Annotated in this window: 23 protein-coding genes and 1 pseudogene; 12 read left to right on the forward strand and 12 right to left on the reverse strand. The window is 61.6% G+C overall.

The features are described from left to right. The first annotated feature begins 71 nt into the window (after positions 1-71). A complete protein-coding gene (locus tag PQR67_RS08945) occupies positions 72-224 on the forward strand; it encodes a DUF3096 domain-containing protein (protein ID WP_120347747.1) in 153 nt (50 codons plus the stop codon). Between the two features lie 259 nt (positions 225-483). On the opposite strand, the gene PQR67_RS08950 is transcribed toward PQR67_RS08945, so the two are convergent. Next, a complete protein-coding gene (locus PQR67_RS08950; RefSeq protein WP_408457237.1) occupies positions 484-729 on the reverse strand; it encodes a hypothetical protein in 246 nt (81 codons plus the stop codon). A gap of 240 nt (positions 730-969) precedes the next feature. Between PQR67_RS08950 and PQR67_RS08955 the strand changes: the two genes are divergently transcribed. Together PQR67_RS08955 and PQR67_RS08960 are read left to right on the forward strand one after the other, a co-directional pair. Beyond that, positions 970-2,850 carry a glycoside hydrolase family 15 protein gene (locus tag PQR67_RS08955; protein ID WP_408457239.1) on the forward strand — a complete coding sequence of 627 codons (1,881 nt, stop codon included), beginning with the start codon at positions 970-972 and terminating at the stop codon, positions 2,848-2,850. Positions 2,851-3,029: 179 nt separating this feature from the next. Then, positions 3,030-4,307, forward strand: coding sequence for a polyhydroxyalkanoate depolymerase (locus PQR67_RS08960; RefSeq protein ID WP_408457242.1), 1,278 nt, complete (start codon positions 3,030-3,032; stop codon positions 4,305-4,307). Between the two features lie 118 nt (positions 4,308-4,425). Here PQR67_RS08960 and PQR67_RS08965 read toward each other — a convergent pair whose 3' ends face one another. Further along, the gene (locus PQR67_RS08965; protein WP_028196866.1) at positions 4,426-5,058 is read right to left on the reverse strand and encodes a TetR/AcrR family transcriptional regulator; all 633 of its coding nucleotides are present in this window, start codon (positions 5,056-5,058) and stop codon (positions 4,426-4,428) included. Positions 5,059-5,288: 230 nt separating this feature from the next. Between PQR67_RS08965 and rsxB the strand changes: the two genes are divergently transcribed. The 3 genes from rsxB to PQR67_RS08980 all read left to right on the forward strand — a co-directional run bounded on the left by rsxB (position 5,289) and on the right by PQR67_RS08980 (position 7,357). Beyond that, positions 5,289-6,137: an electron transport complex subunit RsxB gene (gene rsxB / locus PQR67_RS08970; protein WP_408457246.1), complete on the forward strand. Its 849-nt coding sequence runs from the start codon at positions 5,289-5,291 to the stop codon at positions 6,135-6,137. Positions 6,138-6,168: 31 nt separating this feature from the next. Then, positions 6,169-6,813 (forward strand): endonuclease III, encoded by a 645-nt coding sequence (gene nth / locus PQR67_RS08975; RefSeq protein ID WP_408457248.1) that lies wholly within the window; start codon positions 6,169-6,171, stop codon positions 6,811-6,813. Positions 6,814-6,922: 109 nt separating this feature from the next. Beyond that, positions 6,923-7,357 carry a DUF1841 family protein gene (locus PQR67_RS08980; RefSeq protein WP_408457251.1) on the forward strand — a complete coding sequence of 145 codons (435 nt, stop codon included), beginning with the start codon at positions 6,923-6,925 and terminating at the stop codon, positions 7,355-7,357. A gap of 102 nt (positions 7,358-7,459) precedes the next feature. Here PQR67_RS08980 and PQR67_RS08985 read toward each other — a convergent pair whose 3' ends face one another. Together PQR67_RS08985 and PQR67_RS08990 are read right to left on the reverse strand one after the other, a co-directional pair. Next, positions 7,460-7,843 carry a c-type cytochrome gene (locus PQR67_RS08985; protein WP_408457253.1) on the reverse strand — a complete coding sequence of 128 codons (384 nt, stop codon included), beginning with the start codon at positions 7,841-7,843 and terminating at the stop codon, positions 7,460-7,462. Between the two features lie 59 nt (positions 7,844-7,902). Continuing rightward, entirely contained in the window at positions 7,903-8,271 is a 369-nt protein-coding gene (locus PQR67_RS08990) for a c-type cytochrome (RefSeq protein WP_120347741.1), read from the reverse strand. A 432-nt stretch (positions 8,272-8,703) separates the two neighbouring features. Here PQR67_RS08990 and PQR67_RS08995 point away from each other — a divergent pair, with 432 nt between their 5' ends. From PQR67_RS08995 to PQR67_RS09015, 5 genes are all read left to right on the forward strand, one after another. Next, a complete protein-coding gene (locus PQR67_RS08995) occupies positions 8,704-9,546 on the forward strand; it encodes an AAA family ATPase (RefSeq protein ID WP_063495172.1) in 843 nt (280 codons plus the stop codon). Positions 9,547-9,618: 72 nt separating this feature from the next. After that, on the forward strand, positions 9,619-10,794 hold the full coding sequence (locus PQR67_RS09000) for a vWA domain-containing protein (protein ID WP_408457256.1): 1,176 nt from the start codon (positions 9,619-9,621) through the stop codon (positions 10,792-10,794). A 40-nt stretch (positions 10,795-10,834) separates the two neighbouring features. After that, a complete protein-coding gene (locus tag PQR67_RS09005; RefSeq protein WP_408457259.1) occupies positions 10,835-12,055 on the forward strand; it encodes a benzoate/H(+) symporter BenE family transporter in 1,221 nt (406 codons plus the stop codon). 368 nt (positions 12,056-12,423) lie between these two features. Further along, complete coding sequence (tal, locus tag PQR67_RS09010; RefSeq protein WP_408239985.1) at positions 12,424-13,377, forward strand: transaldolase; 954 nt, start codon at positions 12,424-12,426, stop codon at positions 13,375-13,377. A gap of 300 nt (positions 13,378-13,677) precedes the next feature. Further along, entirely contained in the window at positions 13,678-14,094 is a 417-nt protein-coding gene (locus PQR67_RS09015; RefSeq protein WP_408457261.1) for a VOC family protein, read from the forward strand. Positions 14,095-14,180: 86 nt separating this feature from the next. Here the strand turns inward: PQR67_RS09015 and PQR67_RS09020 are convergent, their stop codons facing one another. The 8 genes and pseudogenes from PQR67_RS09020 to PQR67_RS09055 all read right to left on the reverse strand — a co-directional run bounded on the left by PQR67_RS09020 (position 14,181) and on the right by PQR67_RS09055 (position 22,444). Further along, a complete protein-coding gene (locus PQR67_RS09020; protein WP_408457264.1) occupies positions 14,181-15,305 on the reverse strand; it encodes an FUSC family protein in 1,125 nt (374 codons plus the stop codon). A gap of 124 nt (positions 15,306-15,429) precedes the next feature. Beyond that, the gene (gene mctP, locus PQR67_RS09025; RefSeq protein WP_408457267.1) at positions 15,430-16,980 is read right to left on the reverse strand and encodes a monocarboxylate uptake permease MctP; all 1,551 of its coding nucleotides are present in this window, start codon (positions 16,978-16,980) and stop codon (positions 15,430-15,432) included. Beyond that, on the reverse strand, positions 16,980-17,228 hold the full coding sequence (locus PQR67_RS09030; protein WP_408457270.1) for a DUF3311 domain-containing protein: 249 nt from the start codon (positions 17,226-17,228) through the stop codon (positions 16,980-16,982). The genes mctP and PQR67_RS09030 overlap by 1 nt, the downstream gene beginning before the upstream one ends. A 233-nt stretch (positions 17,229-17,461) precedes the next feature. Then, a complete protein-coding gene (locus PQR67_RS09035; protein WP_408457273.1) occupies positions 17,462-18,385 on the reverse strand; it encodes a class I SAM-dependent methyltransferase in 924 nt (307 codons plus the stop codon). Further along, positions 18,382-18,471 (reverse strand): annotated as a pseudogene (locus tag PQR67_RS09040) (DNA-deoxyinosine glycosylase); the annotation flags it as partial. The pseudogene PQR67_RS09040 and the gene PQR67_RS09035, both read right to left, overlap by 4 nt. A gap of 42 nt (positions 18,472-18,513) precedes the next feature. Further along, positions 18,514-20,886 carry a bifunctional diguanylate cyclase/phosphodiesterase gene (locus PQR67_RS09045; RefSeq protein WP_408457276.1) on the reverse strand — a complete coding sequence of 791 codons (2,373 nt, stop codon included), beginning with the start codon at positions 20,884-20,886 and terminating at the stop codon, positions 18,514-18,516. A gap of 323 nt (positions 20,887-21,209) precedes the next feature. Next, positions 21,210-21,686: a DNA-deoxyinosine glycosylase gene (locus PQR67_RS09050; protein ID WP_408457279.1), complete on the reverse strand. Its 477-nt coding sequence runs from the start codon at positions 21,684-21,686 to the stop codon at positions 21,210-21,212. Beyond that, positions 21,686-22,444 (reverse strand): chorismate--pyruvate lyase family protein, encoded by a 759-nt coding sequence (locus PQR67_RS09055; RefSeq protein WP_408457282.1) that lies wholly within the window; start codon positions 22,442-22,444, stop codon positions 21,686-21,688. The genes PQR67_RS09050 and PQR67_RS09055 overlap by 1 nt, the downstream gene beginning before the upstream one ends. A gap of 243 nt (positions 22,445-22,687) precedes the next feature. On the opposite strand from PQR67_RS09055, the gene PQR67_RS09060 reads away from it, so the two are divergent. After that, a complete protein-coding gene (locus tag PQR67_RS09060) occupies positions 22,688-23,194 on the forward strand; it encodes an OmpA family protein (protein WP_408457285.1) in 507 nt (168 codons plus the stop codon). Positions 23,195-23,224 lie beyond the last annotated feature (30 nt).

Below are 23,224 nucleotides of genomic sequence, written 5' to 3' on the forward strand. Positions count from 1 at the left end.
TCGAGGCAAGTATAAAAGCGTTGCGTCGGATCATGCAGTGAATCTCACCCCCATCACACTACGGAGCTTTCATGAACGTCACACTAAGCCTGGGCCCGCTGGTTTCGTTGATCGCCGGCATTCTGATCCTCGTCATGCCGCGCCTGTTGAACTTCATCGTCGCGCTCTATCTGATCATCATCGGCATCATTGGGATTTTCGGCGTGGGGGCGTCGCACTTCTAGGCGAGCGCAGTCAGCCAGATGGCCGGCAAGCTGAACGGAAAAGGACGCACCACCGGGCGCAGTGCCGGCCCGGCGACGTCTCGCACGCACCGGGTGCCGGGATGGGCAACGGTACGAACGGCATGCGGGGTACATGCATTGCCGGCTGCGGCAGCGCAACAATTGACACCGCGAACCGGTGAGTGGGCTACGGATTCGAGCGAACCGCCGCGTGCCAGATGCACACCTGCCGTGCGGCGCAAGCCCGTGCGGCGGACAATCAGCCGTTCGAAAGCTGGTCGAGCCGCAAACGCCCCTGCAACGACAACCCACCGACGGCATAATGTCCGTCACCTTCCTGATGACGCCGGAAGCAGGCCCGTTCGATCAGAAAAGCCGCCGCGGCCAGCATTCCGTTGCGGCTCAGGCCCAGCCGGCCATGTTCGAGCGGCAGCATCGAATCGTCGCCCAATTCACTGGCGGCTGAGAGAATCGTGATGCAATCGGATTTCGACGGGTTCGGCATCGCTTGGGTCCTCGAAGACAGTATCGGCATACGTCATGGACAAGGCCGAGGCATGATCCGGAGAGCTCCGCGCATCGGCATGAAAAATGATTGTAGGCAGTGATTTGACAATTACCAACTCGCATTTAGCCGCATTGCGTGCTGAACCAGAATGCATCGCGCGAGTCCGGTAAAAACAACGAGCCTGACCCGATCCTCAACGCGGCGGCCCCGCCTCGCGTACAACTGACACGTTGCCTTATGCCCGCACTCATCGAAGACTACGCGCTCATCGGCGACGGCCACACGGCCGCGCTCGTCTCCCGGGAAGGGTCCGTCGACTGGCTGTGCTGGCCGCGCTTCGACTCCGGCGCCTGCTTCGCCGCCCTGCTCGGCACGCCCGACAACGGCCGCTGGCTGATTGCGCCAGTCTCGGATACGCCGCCCACGATCACGCGCCGTTATCGCGGCGAAACGCTCATCCTCGAAACCGATTTCGAAACGCCCGAAGGCGCGGTCACGCTGATCGATTTCATGCCGCCGGGCAACGGCTGGTCGGAGATGGTGCGGATCGTGGTCGGCAAACGCGGCACGGTGCGCATGCAGATGGAACTGGTGCTGCGCTTCGACTACGGCTTTTCGGTTCCGTGGGTCGATCGCCTGAAACACGATAGCGGCATCAAGGCGATCGTCGGGCCTGACACCGCAGTGCTGCGCACGCCGGTCGAGCTGCGCGGCGAGAACATGAAGACCGTCGCGGAGTTCACGGTGAGCGAAGGTGAGCGCGTGCCGTTTTCGCTGGCCTATGCGGCCTCGCATCTGCGCATTCCGCCGGGCCGCGATCCGCACACGTCGCTTGCGCGCACCGAGAACCATTGGCTCGAATGGTCGGCGCGCAGCACCGTCGAAGGTAAATGGGCCGAGCCAATCCGCCGTTCGCTGATTACGCTGAAGGCGCTCGCGTACGAACCGACCGGCGGCATCGTCGCCGCGCCCACCACGTCGCTGCCGGAACAGTTGGGCGGCACGCGCAACTGGGATTACCGCTACTGCTGGCTGCGCGACGCCACCATCACCCTGCTCGCGATGATGCGCGGCGGCTACTACGACGAAGCCCGCGCCTGGCGCACCTGGCTCGGCCGGGTGATGGCCGGCGCGCCCGATCAATTGCAGATCATGTATGGCATCGCCGGTGAGCGGCGCCTGCCCGAGTTCGAAATCGACTGGTTGCCGGGCTATCAGGATGCCAAACCCGTGCGGATCGGCAACAACGCGGTCGGCCAGCGCCAGCTCGACGTTTATGGCGAAGTGATGAACGCGCTGCATCTCGCGCGTGTAGGCGGCCTGCAGGCGGACGACACCGCGTGGAACGTGCAACGCGCGTTGCTCGGCCATCTCGACACGATCTGGGAAGAGCCGGACGAAGGCATCTGGGAAACGCGCGGCGGCCGCCAGCACTTCACGTTCTCGAAGGTGATGGCGTGGGTCGCCTACGACCGCGCCATCCGCTCAGCCGAAATGTTCAAGCTGGAAGGCCCGCTCGACGCATGGCGGGCAACCCGCGCGACCATCCACGCGGAAGTCTGTGCAAAGGCATGGAATCCGGCGCTCAACGCGTTCTCGCAGTCCTACGGCAGCGACCAGCTCGATGCGAGCGTGCTGCTAATGCCGCTGGTGAGCTTCCTGCCGCCGCAGGACCCGCGCATCAAAGGCACGGTGGCCGCGATCGAAAAGGATTTGATGCACGACGGCTTCGTCATGCGCTACCGCACCACCGAATTCGACGACGGCCTGCCACCCGGCGAAGGCACTTTCCTTGCGTGCTCGTTCTGGATGGTGGACAACCTGGCCTTGCAAGGCCGCATCGATGAAGCCATTGCGATGTACGAACGGCTGCTCGGTCTCTGCAATGACGTCGGTCTGCTCGCCGAAGAATACGATCCGGCCGCGAAGCGCCTGGTCGGCAACTTTCCGCAGGCGTTTTCGCACGTGGCGCTGGTGCATACCGGCCTGAACCTGATGAAGCACGAACAGGCGATGGCGCAGGCGACCGGGCAGCCGCCCCATAACGGCACCATGGCAGAAGAACTTGAGGCTGCGGCAACCCCCGATAGCGGCGCGGCAACATCGCCAGTACCATGAATTAATGACAGTTTGTGCGCAGCCCGCGCGCAAATTGCTGCATTGCACAAGTACGCTTTGTTCAGTATGATCGAGCAGACTGTTGGCCGAAAATCAATGTGCCTACAACCAATACGGCCTGCCGCAACGCCATACGCGTGTTTGCCAAGCCCCATGCGAACCGCCTAAACGGAGCACCCATGCTCTACCAACTGCACGAATTCCAGCGGGCGATGTTGAGCCCCCTCACCGCCTGGGCCCAGGCCGCGTCGAAATCGTTCGCGAATCCCGCCAGCCCATTGGCCTATGTGCCCGGTGCCACACGCCTTTCAGCCGGTTACGAACTGCTCTACCGGCTCGGCAAAGATTACGAAAAGCCTGAGTTCAACCTTCATCAGATTGTCAAAGACGGTCACAACATTCCGATCATCGAACAAACGATTATCGAAAAGCCGTTTTGCCGCCTGATGCGTTTCAAGCGTTTCGCCGACGACAGCGACGCTGTCAACCAATTGAAAGATGAGCCGATCGTGCTCGTGTGTGCGCCGTTGTCGGGCCACCACGCCACACTGCTGCGCGACACCGTGCGCACGTTGCTGCAAGACCACAAGGTCTACCTGACCGACTGGATCGACGCACGCATGGTGCCGCTCGAGGAAGGCGAGTTTCATCTCGACGATTACGTCGCCTACATTCAGGAATTCATCCGCCACATCGGCGCGAAGAATCTGCACGTGATCTCGGTGTGCCAGCCCACCGTGCCGGTACTCGCCGCCATTTCGCTGATGGCGAGCCGCGGCGAAGAAACGCCGCGCACCATGACCATGATGGGTGGCCCGATCGACGCGCGTAAGAGCCCGACCTCGGTCAACTCGCTCGCCACGCAGCACTCATATGGATGGTTCGAAAACAACGTGATCTTCACGGTGCCGCCGAACTATCCGGGCGTGGGCCGCAAGGTTTACCCGGGCTTTCTGCAGCACACCGGCTTCGTCGCGATGAACCCGGAACGGCACGCAGCTTCGCATTGGGACTTCTACCAGAGCCTCCTGCGTGGCGACGAAGACGACGCGGAAGCACATCGCCGCTTCTACGACGAGTACAACGCCGTACTCGACATGGATGCGGACTACTACCTCGACACGATCCGCGTGGTGTTCCAGGAATTCAGTCTCGCCGAAGGCACGTGGGACGTCGCGGGCGTTCGGGTGCGCCCGCAGGACATCAAGAAGACCGCGCTTTTCACGATCGAAGGCGAGCTGGACGATATCTCCGGCGACGGTCAGACGTTCGCGGCACATGATCTGTGCACCGGCATTCCCGAAGAGAACAAGCGTCACTTCACCGCGGAAAAATGCGGCCACTATGGCATTTTCTCGGGCCGCCGCTGGCGCACCATCATCTATCCGCAACTGCGCGACTTCATCCTTGAGCACAACAAAGCGCCCAAGGTAACGAAGGAAAAAGTCGAAGCCTGAACACCGCGCGCAGCGACAAACAACGGCCTCTTATTCAGAGGCCGTTGTCGTTTCTGGCGTTTCTCAGGGTGCTTCTGATGACGCGTCTTATGCCGTTTATGCGCAACCGTGTAGCGGCTTACTTGCGCAGCAGATACGCCAGCAGCAACTCCGTGTTCATCTGAATCACTTCGCTGCGTTCGCTCGCACTACTGAAATCACGACCGAGTGTTGCTTCGAGCGTAAAGCGGTTCGACACGATGTAGTAGCCCATGCCGGACAGCGTCACGTAAAAGCGCAGCGGATCGACGTTCGTGCGAAACAACCCCGCGCGCTGACCCCGCTCGAGAATGCTGCCGAGCGTGGCAACGATCGGAGAGATCATTTCACGGATGCGTGTCGACTTCTGCATGTAGCGTGCCTCATGCAGATTCTCGTTGTTGACGAGACGCAGCAACTCGGGATGATCGCGGTAGTAATCCCAAACAAAATGCGCGAGACGTGTCACCGCCTCGACCGGTGCGACACCGTTCAGTTCGAGCGTTCGTTCCGCTTCATTGAGCGCGCTGAATGCGTGCTCGAGTACCGCAGTGAAAAGCTGCTCCTTACTACCGAAGTAGTAATAAAGCATGCGTTCATTCGTCTCCGCGCGACGTGCGATCTGATCGACACGTGCACCGAACAACCCTCCATTTGCAAACTCTTCGGCCGCCGCAAGCAGAATGCGGCGCCGCGTGCCTTCAGGATCTCTTTTGATTTTCGGCTGATTCATGGTGGCATCGTCTTCGTGAGCCGCGTTATCCGGATCGCGCCGCCGGCCTCTCCTCGGGCCTTGCACCGACAGCACTGAACGGGCTGGTTGGGGGAACACCCTTATGCGGTCTTTCGAAAAAGCGCTTCGATTATGGCACATGGATTGCGGATGGCAATTGGGGAAATCGGCGATAATGTGCTATTTAGTTCAAGCCCCGCGGCCGCAAGGCAAGCCCCCACGTTGTGACCGTGATCGACTCCAAAACACTCGCAGACCGTATCGAGGATCTGCTCCCCCAAACGCAATGCACCAAGTGCGGCTATCCGGCATGCCGTCCGTATGCCGAGGCCGTCGCCAATGGCGAAGCCAACTACAATCAGTGCCCGCCGGGCGGCGCCGAGGGCATTGCGCGCCTCGCGGCACTGCTCGGCAAACCGGTGCTTCCGCTCAATTCCGCCAACGGGGTCGAACGGCCTCGTCCGCTGGCGGTTATCGACGAACAGGTTTGCATCGGCTGCACGCTGTGCATGCAGGCCTGTCCGGTCGACGCGATAGTTGGCGCACCGAAACAGATGCATACGGTCATCGCCGCGCTCTGTACCGGTTGCGACCTGTGCGTGCCGCCCTGCCCGGTCGATTGCATTGCCATGCCCCCGGTTACGGGTGAGGCAAGCGGCTGGGACGCGTGGAGCCAAAGCCAGGCCGACGCCGCACGCGAGCGTCACACCTGGCGCGAAGCCCGTCTCGCCCGCGAACGCGAAGCGGCCGAGGCGCGTGCTGCAGCGCGGCGAGCCGCCAGCAGCACGCCCGCTCAAACGCCGGAAGCCGGTGCCGAAGCAACACCCGTAGTACCCGCCGCAGACGGCGCCGAAGCGAAAAAACGCGCGATCATCCAGGCCGCGCTCGAACGTGCGCGTCAGAAAAAAGAAGAGTTGGCCGCGAAGGGCCTGGGCCCGCAAAATACAGAGCGCGTCAGCGCCGACGTGCAAGCGCAGATCGACGCCGCTGAAGCACGCCGCCGCCGTCTCGGGCTCGCTGCGGGCAACACTACGGGTAACACCGCGACTAACACCGATACGCCGCCAACCAAGCGCTAACCCTTCGCCAACCCTTACCTTCACGCCGCGCATGAACGCGAACAAACGCCGCGCCATCTACGAAACGCTTCAGAGTCTCAACCCGCATCCCACGACCGAGCTTGAGTACACCACACCGTTCGAACTGCTGATTGCCGTTCTGCTGTCGGCGCAGGCTACCGACGTCTCGGTGAACAAGGCGATGCGCAAGATGTTCCCGGTCGCGAACACGCCGCAGAAGGTGTTCGATCTCGGTGAAGAAGGGGTCGTCGGCTACATCAGGACGATTGGCCTGTACCGGACCAAGGCGAAGAATGTGATCGCAACCTGCCGCATCCTGCTCGATCAGTACGGCGGCGAAGTGCCGGAAGATCGTGAGGCGCTCGAAAGCTTGCCGGGGGTCGGCCGTAAGACGGCGAACGTGATCCTGAATACGGCGTTCGGTCATCCCACCATCGCCGTGGATACTCACATTTTTCGGGTTGCGAATCGAACCGGACTCGCGCCGGGCAAAGACGTGCGCACTGTCGAAGCGGCGCTGGAAAAATTCACCCCCGCCGAGTTCAGGCAGGACGCCCACCACTGGCTGATTCTGCACGGCCGCTACGTATGCAAAGCGCGTCGGCCGGAATGCTGGCACTGCGTGATCGAACCGCTGTGCGAATTCCGGCCCAAGACGCCGCCGCCGGATCTTTGAAGGTGCAGCACCGCCAGCACGCTACGTGGCCCCGGCGTAAAATGGCGGCCTGCGAGTACGCTGCAAGCGTGCCCACGCCAAGCCCCACACTAACCGCACCGCTCCCACGATGTTCAATCCCAGCCGCGACGAAGTCCGCCAATTTTTTACCGACACCTGGCGCAAACAGCGTCAAGGCGAAATTCTGACGCCGCTCGAAGCAATCGCTGCCGACTGGATCGTCGAGCATCCGGAATTTCACGCCGATCTGACCCACACGGAAGCCGCCCAGGCGCAGGACTACTCGCCTGAACGCGGCCAGACCAACCCGTTCCTGCATCTGTCGATGCATCTGGCGATCACCGAACAATTGTCGATCGACCAGCCGCCGGGCATCCGTGCGGCGCACGAACGGCTCGCCGCCCGTCTCGGCTCGACCCACGAGGCGCAGCACGCGATCATGGACTGCCTCGGCGAAACCATCTGGGAAGCACAGCGCACCGGCACCCCGCCGGACACAGACGCCTATCTGCAGCGCATCGAGCGACGCGCCACGCGGGATTGACGGGTCACTGAAACCTGGCCTCAAAAGCACGACACCCCGCCGAAGCGGGGTGTCGTTCAATCTGCAAGCCAGGCAAAGCAGCGCAAAAACACCGCAACGCTGTTACTTCTTCTGCACGAGATCGCCGTTCAGCGATTCGACGTAGGCCGCGATGTCTTTCATGTCGCTTTGCGACAGGCTTTGCACTTGCGCCTGCATGATCGGATTGTTACGACCGAGGTGCGGATTGCCGTTGCCCATCTGATACTGGCGCAGCGCCCAGTAGACGTAATCGGAGTGCTGACCGGCGAGCTTCGGATATTCCGGGCTCACCGGCTTGTTCAGATTGACGCCGTGGCAGGCCGCGCAGTTGTGGCTGTCCGCCAGCACCTTGCCGTTGCCGGCGTCAGCGGCGTACGCGACGTTCGCTGCAACCAGACCGATAACTGCCGCCGACGCGCATGCAGCCTTGAACACCGTGTGGAGTGCCTGTTGGGGCTTATTCATGAATTCTCCTATCCCGCGAATATAAATAGCCGAGTGACCAGATGGATGACCGCAGCCGATCACTTGTCGGGATTGTTTTTCGAAGACGCATTTTGCGCTGCGTAGTAGGCAGCGATGTCGGCGATGTCCTGATCCGAAAGCGACGCGGTGATCGCGTGCATCGTTTCGAAGTGGCGGTCGCCCTTCTTGTAGCCGTGCATGGCGTTCTCGAGGTACGCCTGATTCTGGCCACCGAGCTTGGGCACGCGGTAGACCTCGGGGTAAGCCGTGCGGTACTCAGGAATGCCGTGGCAACCAATACACATCGCGACCTTGCCTTGGCCCGCCTTCGCGTTGCCGACGACATCCGCTGCCTGCGCACTGGCCGCATAGCCCGCGAGCACCGACAGCGCTGCGATCACGACGTGTTTGCCAACGAATTTATTCATAGCATGTAACCTGGCTTGAGGGGAAACGGGCGCCCGAAAAGGCAACGGCCCGCGCCGTTATTCTTATGGGTAGCCACGCAGGCCAAAAAAATCGGGCTAATTGTACCGCGACGTCGCGCCGAACGTCCACCGGGCAGGGGCAGCGGCGCATCCGGGCGCCGCAAAGCCACGACTAGCGCCTTTTTTGCTGCGCCGCGCCTCATCAGCGTGGCCTGGCGCCGACTGCAGTGATCCGGCCGGTGCTGCCCAGCGTGCCCACGACACCCCGCGCGCGGCCACCGGACACACCGGGTAAACGCGAGCCGCTCGCGAGCCCATAGGGGCACTCGCTTCGGCGTCCGACACCGCGGGTGAAACCATACGCGAGCCCGTTTCAGCGCAACAGGCCTTCTGACTTATACTGGGTTTTTTCCCAAAAAAGAGCATCTCGCCATGCGTTTTGAAGGCTCATCGCAGTACGTCGCCACCGACGACCTCAAGCTCGCGGTCAACGCCGCGATGACGCTGAAGCGCCCGCTGCTGATCAAAGGCGAACCCGGCACCGGCAAAACCATGCTCGCCGAAGAGGTCGCCGCCGCGCTCGGCATGCCGCTCTTGCAATGGCATATCAAGTCCACCACCAAGGCCCAGCAAGGCCTGTACGAGTACGACGCGGTCTCGCGCCTGCGCGATTCGCAACTCGGCGACGAGCGCGTCAAGGACATTCGCAACTACATCGTCAAGGGCGTGCTGTGGCAGGCGTTCGAGTCGGACGAGCAAACGGTGCTCCTGATCGACGAGATCGACAAGGCCGACATCGAGTTTCCGAACGACCTGCTGCGCGAACTGGACCGCATGGAGTTCTACGTGTACGAGACCCACGAGTTGATTCGCGCCAAAAAGCGCCCGCTCGTGATCATCACATCGAACAACGAGAAAGAACTGCCCGACGCGTTCCTGCGCCGCTGCTTTTTTCACTACATCAAATTTCCCGACCCCGTCACCATGCAGCAGATCGTCGAGGTGCACTACCCCGGCATCAAGAAGGAACTGCTCGCCGCGGCCATGCAGAGCTTCTTCGAGTTGCGCAATGTCGCCGGTCTGAAGAAGAAGCCATCCACCTCGGAGCTGCTCGACTGGCTGAAGCTGCTGCTCGCCGAAGACATTCCACCCGAAGCGCTGCGCTCGTCCGATCAGAAGCAGATCATCCCGCCGCTGCACGGCGCGCTCCTGAAGAACGAACAGGACGTGAGCCTGTTCGAGCGGCTGATCTTCATGAATCGCAACAACCGTTGATTGACCGCTGGTTGACCGTGAATACCCGTTGATGAAGGCGCCGCGCCGCACACCCGCCGCCGAGGACACAGCATGCTGATCGACTTCTTCTACTCGCTGCGCGCCGCCAAACTGCCGGTGTCGGTCAAGGAATACCTGACGCTGCTCGAAGCGCTGAAAGCCAACGTCATCGCGCCGTCGCTCGACGATTTCTACTATCTCGCGCGCATCACGCTGGTCAAGGACGAGCAGTATTTCGACAAGTTCGACCAGGCGTTCGGCGCCTATTTCAACGGTGTCGCAAAGGCCTCGGAACTCGCCTTCGACATTCCGCTCGACTGGCTCAAGAAGAAACTGCAACGCGATCTGTCGCCCGAGGAAAAAGCGCAGATCGAAGCAATGGGCGGTCTCGACAAGCTGATGGAGCGCCTGAAGGAACTGTTCGACGAACAGAAAGAGCGCCACGAAGGCGGCAACAAATGGATCGGCACCGGCGGCACCTCGCCATTCGGAAACGGCGGCTATAACCCTGAGGGCGTGCGCATCGGCGGCGACGCGGCCGGCAACCGCACGGCGGTGAAGGTGTGGGAGGCGCGCGCCTATCGCGACTACGACGACCAGGTCGAAATCGGCACGCGCAACATCAAGGTCGCGCTGCGCCGCCTGCGCCGTTTCGCCCGCGAAGGCGCGGCTGAAGAGCTCGATCTGCCCGACACGATCCGCAGCACCGCCGCGAACGCCGGCTGGCTCGACCTGAAGATGGTGCCGGAGCGGCACAACAAGGTCAAAGTGTTGATGCTGCTCGACGTGGGCGGCTCGATGGACGACCACATCAAGCGCACCGAAGAGCTCTTTTCCGCGGCCAAGGCCGAGTTCAAGCATCTCGAGTTCTATTACTTCCACAACTGCGTGTACGACTTCCTGTGGAAGAACAATCGCCGCCGCCATGCCGAGCGCATGCCGACGTGGGATCTGCTGCACAAGTTCACGCCCGACTACAAGCTGATCTTCGTCGGCGACGCGACCATGAGCCCCTATGAAGTGCTGCAACCGGGCGGCTCGGTCGAATACAACAACGCCGAAGCCGGCGCCGTGTGGCTGCGCCGCCTCGCCGATCATTTCCCGCACTACGCGTGGCTCAATCCGGAACCGGAAGGTTTGTGGGCATACCGGCAATCCGTTAGTGCGATCCGCGAAGTGCTCGGCCACCGCATGTACCCGCTCACCCTCGCCGGACTCGAAACGGCGATGCGGATATTGAGCAAATAATCAGATCGCGTTTTTGTCCCAACTATAAGAAAGCTTCAGCATGAATCCGTCTTCATCACCCGACTTGTCCCCTGCCGACGCCCACGCCGGGCCGCTCAAGCCATTTGCCGATACGTCGTTGTCCACCGTTGTCGCCGGCTTCGTCGCGATGATGACGGGCTACACCAGTTCGCTCGTGCTGATGTTCCAGGCGGGCCAGGCCGCACATCTCACCGACGCGCAGATTTCATCGTGGATCTGGGCGCTCTCGATCGGCATGGCCGTCTGCACGATCGGCCTCTCGCTGCGTTTTCGCGCCCCGATCGTCATTGCATGGTCGACACCCGGTGCGGCGCTGCTGGTGTCGTCGCTGCCGCATGTGGCCTACCCTGAGGCGATCGGCGCGTTCATCGTCTGCGCGGTGTTGCTGACGGTGGTCGGCCTGACCGGCTGGTTCGATACGCTGATGAAGAAAATCCCGTCCGGCATCGCCTCGGCTTTGCTGGCGGGCATTCTGTTCGAAATCGGCATCGAGATTTTCCGCGCGGCGCAGTTCCAGACCGCGCTGGTGCTGACGATGTTCTTCACCTACCTGATCCTCAAACGCCTCGCGCCGCGCTATGCGATCGTGACGACGCTGATTGTCGGCACCATCGCCGCCGGTGCGCTCGGGCTGCTCGACTTCAGCCGCTTTCACGTCGCGCTCGCGCACCCCGTGTTCACGATGCCGGTATTTTCGGTCGCGGCGAGCATCAGCATCGGTATTCCGCTCTTCGTCGTCGCGATGGCCTCACAGAACGTGCCGGGCATCGCCGTGCTGCGCGCGGACGGCTACACCACGCCTTCCGCCCCGCTGATTTCGACAACCGGTATCGCCTCGCTGCTGCTCGCGCCGTTCGGCTCGCACGGCATCAATCTTGCGGCTATTACGGCGGCGATCTGTACCGGCCCCGAAGCGCACGAAAACCGCGACAAGCGCTACACCGCGGCCGTCTGGGGCGGCATTTTCTATCTGATCGCCGGGATTTTCGGCGCGACCATCGCCGCGCTGTTCGCTGCGTTGCCCAAAGCGCTGGTGGTTTCCGTTGCGGCGCTGGCGCTATTCGGCTCGATTATGAGCGGCCTCACCAACGCGATGCAGGACACGAAACAGCGCGAGGCAGCGCTGGTGACGTTCATGGTGACGGCTTCAGGCCTCACGCTGCTGTCGATCGGCTCGGCGTTCTGGGGGCTGGTGGCCGGCGTGCTGACGCAACTGGTGCTGAACGCCCGGCGTGCCTGAATCGTCGGCGAAGATCGCAGGCGAAAGTCCGTTGCGGCAAACTGGTGGCGGAAAGCAGCGCCAGATTCCAATGGCGGAAACAGCGCCAAAGGCAGTGCAGTCAGTCGCAGCGGGAAATTTATGCACGGCAAGTCCGTGGCCCGCAAAATCCCTGTGAACGGATCAGCGCCACCATGTGTCAATACTGCATCAGGCGATCCGCCATAGAATAGAAGCATCCGGCAGCGCTTTCCGTCAAAATTCCCCGGCAACATGGCGGGCAAACGCTGCAGCGTGACCCGCGGCCGCCGGAACGGTTTGTCCTTTCCGTCCGGTAGCGACCTCATTTTTCCTGAACCACGGCGCGCACGCGCCATGAAGGCTCGAACATGACAACCGCACTCGATCAACTCAAGCAATACACCACCGTCGTGGCCGATACCGGCGACTTCCAGCAGCTTGCGCAATACAAGCCGCAGGACGCGACCACCAATCCGTCGCTGATTCTGAAGGCCGTCCAGAAAGACGACTACAAGCCGCTGCTCGAAAAGACCGTGAAAGCCCACGCGTCGAAGCCGGTCGGCGCGATCATCGATCAGTTGCTGATCGCGTTCGGCACCGAAATCCTCAAGATCATCCCGGGTCGGGTGTCGACCGAAGTGGATGCGCGCCTGTCGTTCGACACCGAAGCGTCGATCGCCAAGGGCCGCGAGCTGATCGCCCTGTACAAAGACCACGGTATCGGCCGCGAACGCGTGCTGATCAAGCTGGCGTCCACGTGGGAAGGCGTCCGCGCGGCCGAAGTGCTGCAAAAGGAAGGCATCCACTGCAACATGACGCTGCTGTTCTCGCTCGCGCAGGCCGCCGCTTGTGCCGAAGCGGGCGCGCAACTGATCTCGCCGTTCGTCGGCCGCATCTACGACTGGTACAAGAAGAACGCCGGCAGCGCGTGGGACGAAGCCAAAGACGGCGGCGCCAACGATCCGGGCGTCAAATCGGTGCGCCGCATTTACGCGTACTACAAGAAATTCGGCTACAAGACCGAGGTGATGGGCGCGAGCTTCCGCACCCCGGGCCAGGTTCTGGAACTGGCCGGCTGCGATCTGCTGACCATCAGCCCGGATCTGCTGCAAAAGCTGCAGGAGAGCACGGAGAAGGTCGAGCGCAAGCTGTCGCCTGAGTTGGGCAAGGATGCGGACATCGAACGCGTGCCGGTCGACGAGTCGTCGTTCCGCTTCCTCGTCAACGACGAAGCCATGGCGACCGAAAAGCTCGCTGAAGGTATCCGCGCGTTCGCGGCGGACGCCGTCAAGCTGGAAAAGCTGATCGAAGCGCTGCGCTAGGCTTCGTCTTCGTCGGCGTCTGCGTCACTTACGTGCGCGCTCGCGCACTTGAGCGCGCGTGAGGTCAAGTACGCGGCCCTGAGCCTTGCGGTTCAGGGCCGCGCGCCGTTTACAGCACCCGCGTTGTCCGAAGCATGCCCTGCGCCGCAGCCCTCCATGCCCCCTCTTACGCGTCTCCCCTACGCAATAAAGTCACAATTGCCGCCGCAACGGACGACTACAATCGTCTGCACGCCCGCACCGTCTTTGCCGTTTGCCAAAGGAATGCGGCGCCGCTGCCCCCTATTCCAGGAGACGATCATGTACGTTCAGCCTTACATATTTTTCAACGGCCGCTGTGAAGAAGCGCTGAAGTATTACAGCGAGAAGCTCGGCGCCGAAGTCACATTCCAGATGCGCTACAAGGACGCGCCGCCCGATTCGCAAGCGCAGATACGCCCCGGCCTCGAGGAGAAGATCATGCACGCGGCCGTCAAGCTCGGCTCGACGGTCTGGATGGCATCCGACGGCCACTGCGACCCCGACGCAGGCTCGATGAACGGGTTCAATCTGTCGCTGACGGCCGACGACGCCGCCTCGGCCGAAAAATACTTCAATGCGCTTGCCGACGGCGGACAGGTCAACCTGCCCTTTCAGGCCACCTTCTGGAGCAAAGGGTTCGGGATGGTGGTGGACCGCTTCGGTCTCGGCTGGATGGTGACGGTGCCGGAAGCGTAAGAACTCACGGTGCGCGACCGGTCTGGCTCCCGTAACCGCGGCGGGCGGGCGGTCGACCAGGGACGCCCGGCCACGAGCGTTGCGCCCTAGGCCTTCAGCAAACTGCGCGAGTGCCGCTCGATGTTCCAGTTCGGCTCGGTCTCCAGCAGCAAAACGCGCAACCGGTCCACCTGTTCCGCAAGCCGCTGCCCGAGCCAATAAGGCCCTTGCAAGTCGGGCGGCAAGTCAAGCGCCACGCCGCTGCACACCTCCGTGAGCGGCGACGCGGCTGGAATGCCGAAGTGCGTCGCGCGGCCAAAGCGTAGGCCGCGCGCCATCGCCAGCAGCATGCCGCGCACGGCGCGCACCTCGACGCCGCACTGCCGCGCATAGGCGGCGCGCGCCACGGCATCCGCGCGCATCAGCGGGCCGGTCGCCAGCAATTCCAGCGAACTGAGCACCGAGCGATGCAGCCGCTGGATCTCGTCGAGCCTGGCCTGCGGCACATCGATCTCCTTCGCCACCGAAGGCATCAGCGAGCGCAACTGAACCAGCCGTTTGTTGATTCCGAGGAAGCGTTTGACCTGCTCGTCCTCGCTGATCGTTTCGCCTTCCAGCAAACGGGTGTAGATCCGCGCGCAGTCGCGCAGATTGGCGGCAATCCCATAGCGCCACGAATAAGTCGCGTGCAGCGGCAACGCGAACGAAAACGCCAGCGCGATCACAATGCCGATCAACACATTCAGCGTGCGCCATAGACCGACGTCGATCAGATTGTCGCCATGCCCCGCGACGATACACATCGTGATCGCCGTCAGCAGGCCGATATATCCCGACGAACCGATTGCGAACCAGGCGCAGATCGCCGCGACGATCGACATCAAAACGTAGGTGAGCGGCAGCGAGCCGGTCAGATTCTGCACGAGGATCAGCGCAAGCCCGATCACCGCCCCGAGCAACGTCCCGGCCGCCCGGTCCGCGGCCTTCTTGCGGATATTGCCGTGATGCTGCAAGCCGCCGATCACCACCAGAAGGGTGACCGACGACCAGATGCCGTGGGGAATGTCGATCCCGGTGGTCGCGAGAATCGACACCAGCATGGCGACGCCGACACGCAAGCTATGCAGCATCTTTGCGTGACGATAGCGGTAGTACGGCGATGTGATCGCGCGCACCATGCGGCTAATGGCCGAGCGGCGGGCGATTACGTGGGGGGAATCGGCAGAGGCCATGGCTCGCGCGACGAACGCTTTGAAGGGCAGTTCCGCTATCCTGCCCTGGAGTGCCCCGGAAAGACAAACGCCCGCAAACTTTTGTCTGCGGGCGTTGGTTTTCAGGCGGGGTAGAACGGCTCGGTTAGCCTTCGACCACGTCCAGATAGTCTTCCGGGCGAGTGCGGTCTTCGGCGCGCTGCATGCCGAACATCCGCACCAGCAGGCTCACCACCACCGACACCACCAGGTTGACGATCAGCGACCACACCGCCGCGTAGCCCGGAATCGCCATGCCGAACAGATGGATCGTGAAGATCGAGCCCGCCAGCTTCAGCGAAATCGCCATCCATGTGCCGGTTGCGATGCCGACCGCCCAGCCGATCAGGAGGCCGCGGTAGTCGAGCACGCGCGTGTAGAGACCCAGCACAATAGCCGGCAGCGTCTGGATGATCCAGATGCCGCCCAGTAGTTGCAGCTGGATCGCATACGTCAACGGCAGGCCGAGAATGAACGCGACCGCGCCGACCTTGACGATCAGCGACACCAGCTTGGCGACGTTAGTCTCCTGCTCATGCGACATGTTGCGGTTCACGAACTCCTTGTGGATGTTGCGCGTGTACAGGTTCGCTGCCGCAATCGACATGATCGCCGCCGGCACCAGCGCGCCGATGCCGATCGCCGCGAACGCCACGCCGACGAACCACGACGGGAAGAAGTGCAGGAACAGCGCCGGCACCGCGAAGTTCGGGCCGAAGGCCTTGAAGTACGGTGCGAATTCCGGCATGTCCTTCACGCCCGAAGCCAAGGCCATGAAGCCCAGCAACGCGAGCAGGCCGAGCACCAGCGAGTAAGCCGGCAGCATCGCCATGTTGCGGCGGATCGTGTTACCCGACTTCGACGACAGCACCGCGGTGATCGAGTGCGGGTACAGGAACAGCGCGAGCGCCGAACCCACCGCCAGCGTCGCGTACGCGCTGTAGCCGTTCAGGCTCGACACGTCCGGAGCCTTCAGCAGCAGCTTGGCAGGCGGCACCACGCTGAAGATATGGCCGAAGCCGCCCAGTTGCGGCGGAATCACGATGATCGCGGCAAAGATCACGATATAGATCAGCACGTCCTTGACGACCGCGATCATGGCCGGCGCGCGCAGGCCCGAGGTGTACGTGTACGCCGCCAGGATCGCGAACGCGATGATCAGCGGCAGATCGCCGACGAAGCCCTTGGTGTCGAAACCCAGCGCGCCGATCACCACTTCGATACCGACCAGTTGCAGCGCGATGTACGGCATCGTCGCGACAATACCGGTCACGGCGATCGCCAGCGCCAGCATACGGCTGCCATAGCGCGCCGAGACGAAGTCGGCCGAGGTCACATAGCCCTGACGCTTGGCGATGCTCCACAGTTTCGGGAACACGACGAACGCGAACGGATAGATCAGGATCGTGTACGGCAGCGCGAAGAAACCCGTTGCGCCCGCACCGAACACCAGCGCCGGCACGGCGATGAAGGTGTAGGCGGTGTACAGGTCGCCGCCCAGCAGGAACCAGGTGACGATGGTGCCGAAGCGCCGGCCGCCGAGGCCCCACTCTTCCAGATGGGCCAGGTCGCCCTTGCGCCAGTGGGCCGCGATAAAACCGAGAATGGTGACGCCGATGAAAAACAGGACAAAGACGAAAGTTGCGGTGGCGTTCATTATTGTGCGCCCCCTTGCGAGCTGCCCGAGTTGCCCGCCGAGCGGGTCTTGGTCTTGAAGTACACGAGCGCCGTGATGATCGCGCTGATCAGCACCCAGAGGAGCTGATACCAGTAGAAGAACGGAAAATCGAACAGTTGAGGTTCGACCTTGTTATATGACGGCACCCAGATCATTGCGATCCAGGGCAACAGCAGCAACCAGAGCCAGTGCTTGCTGGCCTTGTTCGCGTCGGCGTCGTGAGCCATGACGTCTCCTCTTCCCTATTATTGAAATGTTGGCCCGTGTGTGGACGGGTGGTGATTTCCCGTCGCAGGTAGGCCACGGGTACCCCGAAAGCTTCGAAAGAGTATAGGAGCCGGGAACGTCCGGTCAAGCAGGGAGGACCCGAGGCGGGAACAGGCTGCTGGGGCGCGCGGGGCGCCGGTTTAGCAGAGGTGAGCGGTCGAACCGGCCTCAACCGGCCCGACCCATTCTCACCTCAGATCGAGAACGCGCTGCCGTTCTGTCCGGTCGATTCCTGCAGACCCTTGATCCACTTGCGCGCCGGCAAGCCGAGTTCCGCTTCGATCAGCTTCGCGCGCGCTTGCAGCGCCGTGAACGGCACGTCGAGCGCCGGGCCCGAGAAAGCAAGCGCGATGCGGTTGCCGTCATGTACTTCCGGCAGCGCGACCACGCGGCCATCGAACGCTTCGTTCAGACGCTTCATGTTGCGCACGAAGCTCGGATGATCGCCGAACAGATTGATCGTCACCATGCCCGCGTCGGTCAGACAGGCGCGCACCGCACGATAAAAGCCGACGCTGTCGAGTACCGGGCCACGCGCGGTCGCATCGTAGACGTCGATTTGCAGCGCGCCGATCGTGCCATGGTTGGCGCGGTCGTTGACGAAGTCCCATGCGTCCATTTCGTGCACGGTGAGACGTGCGTCGTCGTGCGGCAGTTCGAACATCGTGCGCGCGGCCACAACCACCGCCGGGTTCACTTCGACCGCTTCGACCTTGGCGCGCTTCAGGAAGCGGTAGGCGAACTTGGTCAGTGCTGCGGCGCCAAGACCGAGCTGGACGATCCGCTTAGGTGTTTCGATGAACAGCAGCCAGGCCATCATCTGCTGCGCGTATTCGAGTTCGATGTGATCCGGCTTGCGCAGACGCATCGCGCCTTGCACCCATTCCGTGCCGAAGTGCAGGAAGCGCACGCCGCCCTCTTCCGAGAACGTGACCGGTGCGAAACGCGGCTTGCGCGGCGCTTCGATTTGCGGCGCGTCGTGCAGGTCGTCGTCGTGCAGCGCGCGCTTTTTATTGCGCACTGCTTTCTGTTTATTTAGCGTGTGGTCGCCGGCGTCAGCGTCTTTGTTGCGGAAAGCACGGGCTTCAGCCGAGGCGCGCTTGATCAGTTTCGTCATGTAAGGATGTCGCGCCAGAGACGCAATTTTTGGTCGAACGAGAGCATAGCATTCGCCGGACTCGACGAAGGCAAAACGAGGGAGCTGCACCTTGCGTCGTGTTCGCACCGGCCATGGACCGGCCTCAGTCATTGATGACGCACACGCATCGTGTTGAATTCGCCTGCCCGCGCGTTCTGGCTGTTCGTGGAAATGTGAACGGAGTCTGATTCGCGTATTGGTGTTTGCTCCCGATGGGCTTCTACCCAGAGCGCAAAGTCTGCCGGTCGTAAGGGCGGCGAGAAAAGATATCCTTGATACAAATGGCAGCCATGCTTGCCTAGAAAATCACGCTGCGCTTGCGTTTCCACGCCTTCAGCGGTGACGGTCAACTTCAGGACGCTGCCAATATTCAATACGGTCTGTGTCAAGGATTCTGCCATTGTGTCGCCGCCGATTCCCTGCACGAAGCTCTTGTCAATCTTCAGTTCCCTGACGGGGAATCGGTGGAGGTAGCTCAGGGAAGAGTAACCCGTACCGAAGTCATCTATCGACAGCGCGATGCCAAGGGCATGAATCGCATCGAGCGACGTTCGAATATCATCGGCCGACTCGTCAAACATGACTCGCTCGGTCATTTCCAGAATCAGGTCTTCAGGATCGAGACCATGAGCCTGCAGGGTGCGCGCGATAAAGCCGGGGTAATCTGGACGCTTGAAGTCCGCAGCACAGACATTCACTGATACGCCTGGCACATCGATGCCCGCGGCCCGCCACTCGGCAAGTTGGCGGCAAGCCTCGTCGAGCACCCATGCATCCATCTCTGCAATCAGGCCGCTTTCTTCCGCGATGGCGATGAAACGATCCGGCTGGATAAACCCTTGCTTATCGTTGTACCACCGCACCAATGCCTCGGCACCGCGCAGCGCTCCCGTCACATCGATCTTGGGCTGGTAGACAACACTCAGCGCATTCGCTTTCAAGGCTCGTTGCAGCGCGATTTCCAACTCTAGATGCTCTCTGGCTTGACGCTCATACTCAGGCGCATAGAAGTGCACCTGGTTACGTCCCGCGTTCTTCGCCTGGTACATCGCCATGTCCGCATTACGCAGCAGGGTATCGGCATCCTGTCCGTCGTGCGGATAGAGTGAGATGCCGATGCTGGCACTGATCGTGATGCTGGTGCCATGTTTCAAGTCGATGACGATGGGCTGATACACCGCTTGCAGAATGCGTCCGGCGACGTGGGTGGCCCTTAGCACGTCACAGTTTTGCAATATGGCGAGAAACTCGTCTCCGCCGAGGCGGCCGATCAGGTCCTCACCCCGAACATGATCCCGGAGGCGTTTTGCGATTTCGCTCAACACAACGTCGCCGGCGACATGGCCTTGTGTGTCATTGACGCGCTTGAAACGATCCAGATCGATAAACAGTGTCGCAAAACTCGACGCATTCCGGCGGGCGTCCGTCAGGACGCGGAGCGCCTCTCTTTGGAGTTGCACCCGGTTAGGCAAGCCCGTTAGAGAGTCGAACCACGCCAGCCTTTGCAATTGCTGCTCCATTGCCAGTCTCGTGCGTAATTGCCCGCTGAACATCAGGGACAACATGATGAAGAGCGCATCGAGAATGACAGTGACAATGCCAATGGCAATCGCTCGCTTGTGCCAACCCGCGTAAATATCCTCAGTCGCGAAGCCAACGACAATGACCAATGGGTAGCTGCCGATCCGCCTGAAGCTGTACAACCGCTCAATGTGATCGAGCACCGCAATGCCGACATAGGTTCCGTGATCCGATTGCACGAGTGGTGGAAACGACTGGCCGCCAGCGAGCGAACTGCCGATATCGTCCTTGCGATACGGTTGCCGCATCAGAACCGTCCCGTCGGTGCGCAACAGCGTAATGGTCCCGTGCTGGCCGAGTATCGAGTCTTCGAACAGCTGACGGAAATAGCTTAGCCGAAGCGTACCGGCAACAATGCCTGCAAATCGACCGTCTTTGTCCTCAAGTCGCCGACTCAACGCGATCTGCGGCTGTTCCAGATCGCCGGCGTGCGGCAGAAAGGGTTTGCTCAGATACAAGCCAGCATCGCTTGTCTGTTGCTGAATCTGAAAATAATCGCGATCACTTACATTGAGCTTGCGTGGCGGAACCGCTTTGGAGTCGAGAACAAAATTCCCTGTCGCATCTGTCGCGAACAATATGCCCAGTTCCTTTGCATTGCTCGCCGTGCTGAAGGCCACGCGCTGCCGGATTTCTGGCGAGAGCTGAAAGATGGCGGGCGTCTCGATACTTGTCACGACATCGCGCATGGCAAGTTGATAGATGTCGAGATTACGCTCAGTCTCGTCCTGCAGGGAAGTCACGAGGTTTTGTGCGGCATCGCGCGCCTGCGCCATCGCATCCAGTCTCATTTGGTACAACGAAACTGCGGTGACGCCCGTGGTGGCGAGCGTAATGGCTATTCCAGCGAAAATAAACAGGGCCGGCTTCGTGAGAAAGGAGCACGCGATTCGATTCATAGTCTTCTGGAATGCTCGGGACAGCCTGGCGAATCTGTGAAGGCAAACAGGGCGTCGCTGGCAGGTACTCACCCATTCGACCGAACGACGCGTTGAACCGGTGTACCCGACACTGCATGTATTAGCGGGAAGCCGAGCGTCATGTCAATACAGGTGAACGAGGATCCTGTCATGCTTTCGGGCGACGCCCCAGGCAGTATATCGACACGCATGGAGAAATCTTTATTCCCTGCCCGGTCAACCAATTCCCGCTGCGCAACGGCGCTGTCAGGATATTGACAGGTCGAAAGGCGTATCACCATTCCTTGGCAGAATCGATCGCATCACGCAAGTATGTCTCGCCAACGGAGCAGTTTTTGATCGAACGAGAGCATGGCGTTCGCGGGACTCGACGAAGGCAATACGAGGGTGTCGTAACCGGCCGCACCGATCACCGGCGCGAAGCGGCCGGCCGTCTTGCCGTTGAAGCAGACCTTACGCAGATCCGGTGCGTGCTCGCGCAGCGACGCAAAGTCATTGGGCTGAGCATGACGGATCGCTGCGTCGAGACTCCCCTCGCGATGGCACGCAGCCAGCACGTCCCAGATGCCGAATCCATACGAAAGTACGCATTCGAGCCGCGCATCATAAGTCAATTCGTGAAGCAAAGGCTCACCGAGGACTCCCCCCAAAAGCCGCCAGAACTGGTTGCGCGGATGCGCGTAATACTGCGTCGCCACGAGCGACGCCTCGCCGGGGAAGCTGCCGAGAATCAGCGTATGCGTATGCGTCGCGACGACGGGAGGAAAGCCGTGCAGCATCAGCGTTTCACCTGACTGTCCGATGCCGGCGCTTGCCCGGATTCATCTGTGCCCCGCTCGCGTTCGGAAAGGTGTTCTTGCTCCGCGCGCGGCGCACCATGAGCGCGCGACGCCGTATGCTCGAGCGGCCGGCCATGTTCCCGTACGTGAGTCCGTTGCGGCGCATGCGCGGCCGTCGGGTGCGCGGACGGTACGCACGCCGAAGACGCCAGATGCGCCCACAGTGCGGGCAACATGCATTCGGTCACCATCAAAGGCGCACCGTGGCGCTCGAACACCGAGCGGCGTGCGACCAGCCCATGTGGCGGCATGTCATCGATTTCACGCGCCGCCAGCCGGTACAGCGGATGACGTGCAGTCAACCTGCGGCTCACCAGTGACGATCGTGCGACGCTGCTATCGCTGTACAGCAACTCGGCGAGCGGCCGCGTGCGCAACTGGCGCGTGGCCTGCCATACGCCGACGCTCGCGGCCAGCGGCGCGACGCTATGCGCCGCGACAAACGGTACGCCGTCCACCGACAAAACCACCTCCCGAACCCACGCCGGTGCGCGCGGCACGAGGCCGAGCGCGGAGTATTCGTCGGCCCACGGCAGCGCGACGGCTTCACGCGTCACACGCACGGCAACCGCACCGAGCGTGCGCAGATGCGCGGTCAGCGATCCGCCGCGGGTCAACCAGTCTTTCTGGGCGGCGCTGAAGCCGGATAAGGGCACGACGCGCCAGTGGGCGTCAGCGGCATCGAAACGGATAGGCATGGTGTCGGATTATAACGGCGGCGCCGTCAGAGGATTGCGAGTGCCTCACCTGTCATCCCGTCGGGCATGTCGGTCAACGACCACATCTGGCGGAATCGCGTCAATTCGCATATCGATTTCAGACAGTTCCGATTCTCCTGCCTCAGCAACGCGCGATACAACCTTCGTGCTTTAACAAGTCGGCGGCCCGCCCGCGATCGAAGGGCGTGCCATGTGATCGGATATTGAAGGAGAAAAAGAAACATGAGAACGTTCCTGGGCGCTAGCGTGTGCGCAATGTCTGTCGTGCTGATGGCGGGTTGCGCAGCCCCGCTGAACCGCGATACCGAAACATCGTTGAACAAGGCTGTCGGCATCGAGGTGGCGCCGGTCGCAAACGGTGTCTCCGTCAAACTGCCTGAAGCGGCGCTGTTCGAGTTCGGCAAATCCGAAGTGCGCGGCGATGCAGCGGCCGTCATCAATCGTTCAGCCGTTCTACTCAAGCGCAGCAAGAAGCCGGTGTTGGTCGAGGGTTACACCGACAATGTCGGCACGCTCGACTACAACCAGCAGCTTTCCGAAGCACGCGCCACCGCCGTAGGGTATGCGCTGGTGGCGCGTGGCGTGGTGCTGGAGCGGATCCGAACGAAGGGCTACGCATTTAACAACCCCGTCGCCAGTAACGATACCGCTGAAGGACGCGCGCTGAACCGGCGCACGGAGATCGTCGTGCGCGGCGAGACGATGGATGCGCTGATGGGCAAGAAGTAGGTTTTCGTGCCTGACGCCTGATTCAAAAAA

Source organism: Paraburkholderia fungorum (assembly GCF_046026025.1).
Lineage (GTDB): Bacteria > Pseudomonadota > Gammaproteobacteria > Burkholderiales > Burkholderiaceae > Paraburkholderia > Paraburkholderia fungorum_E.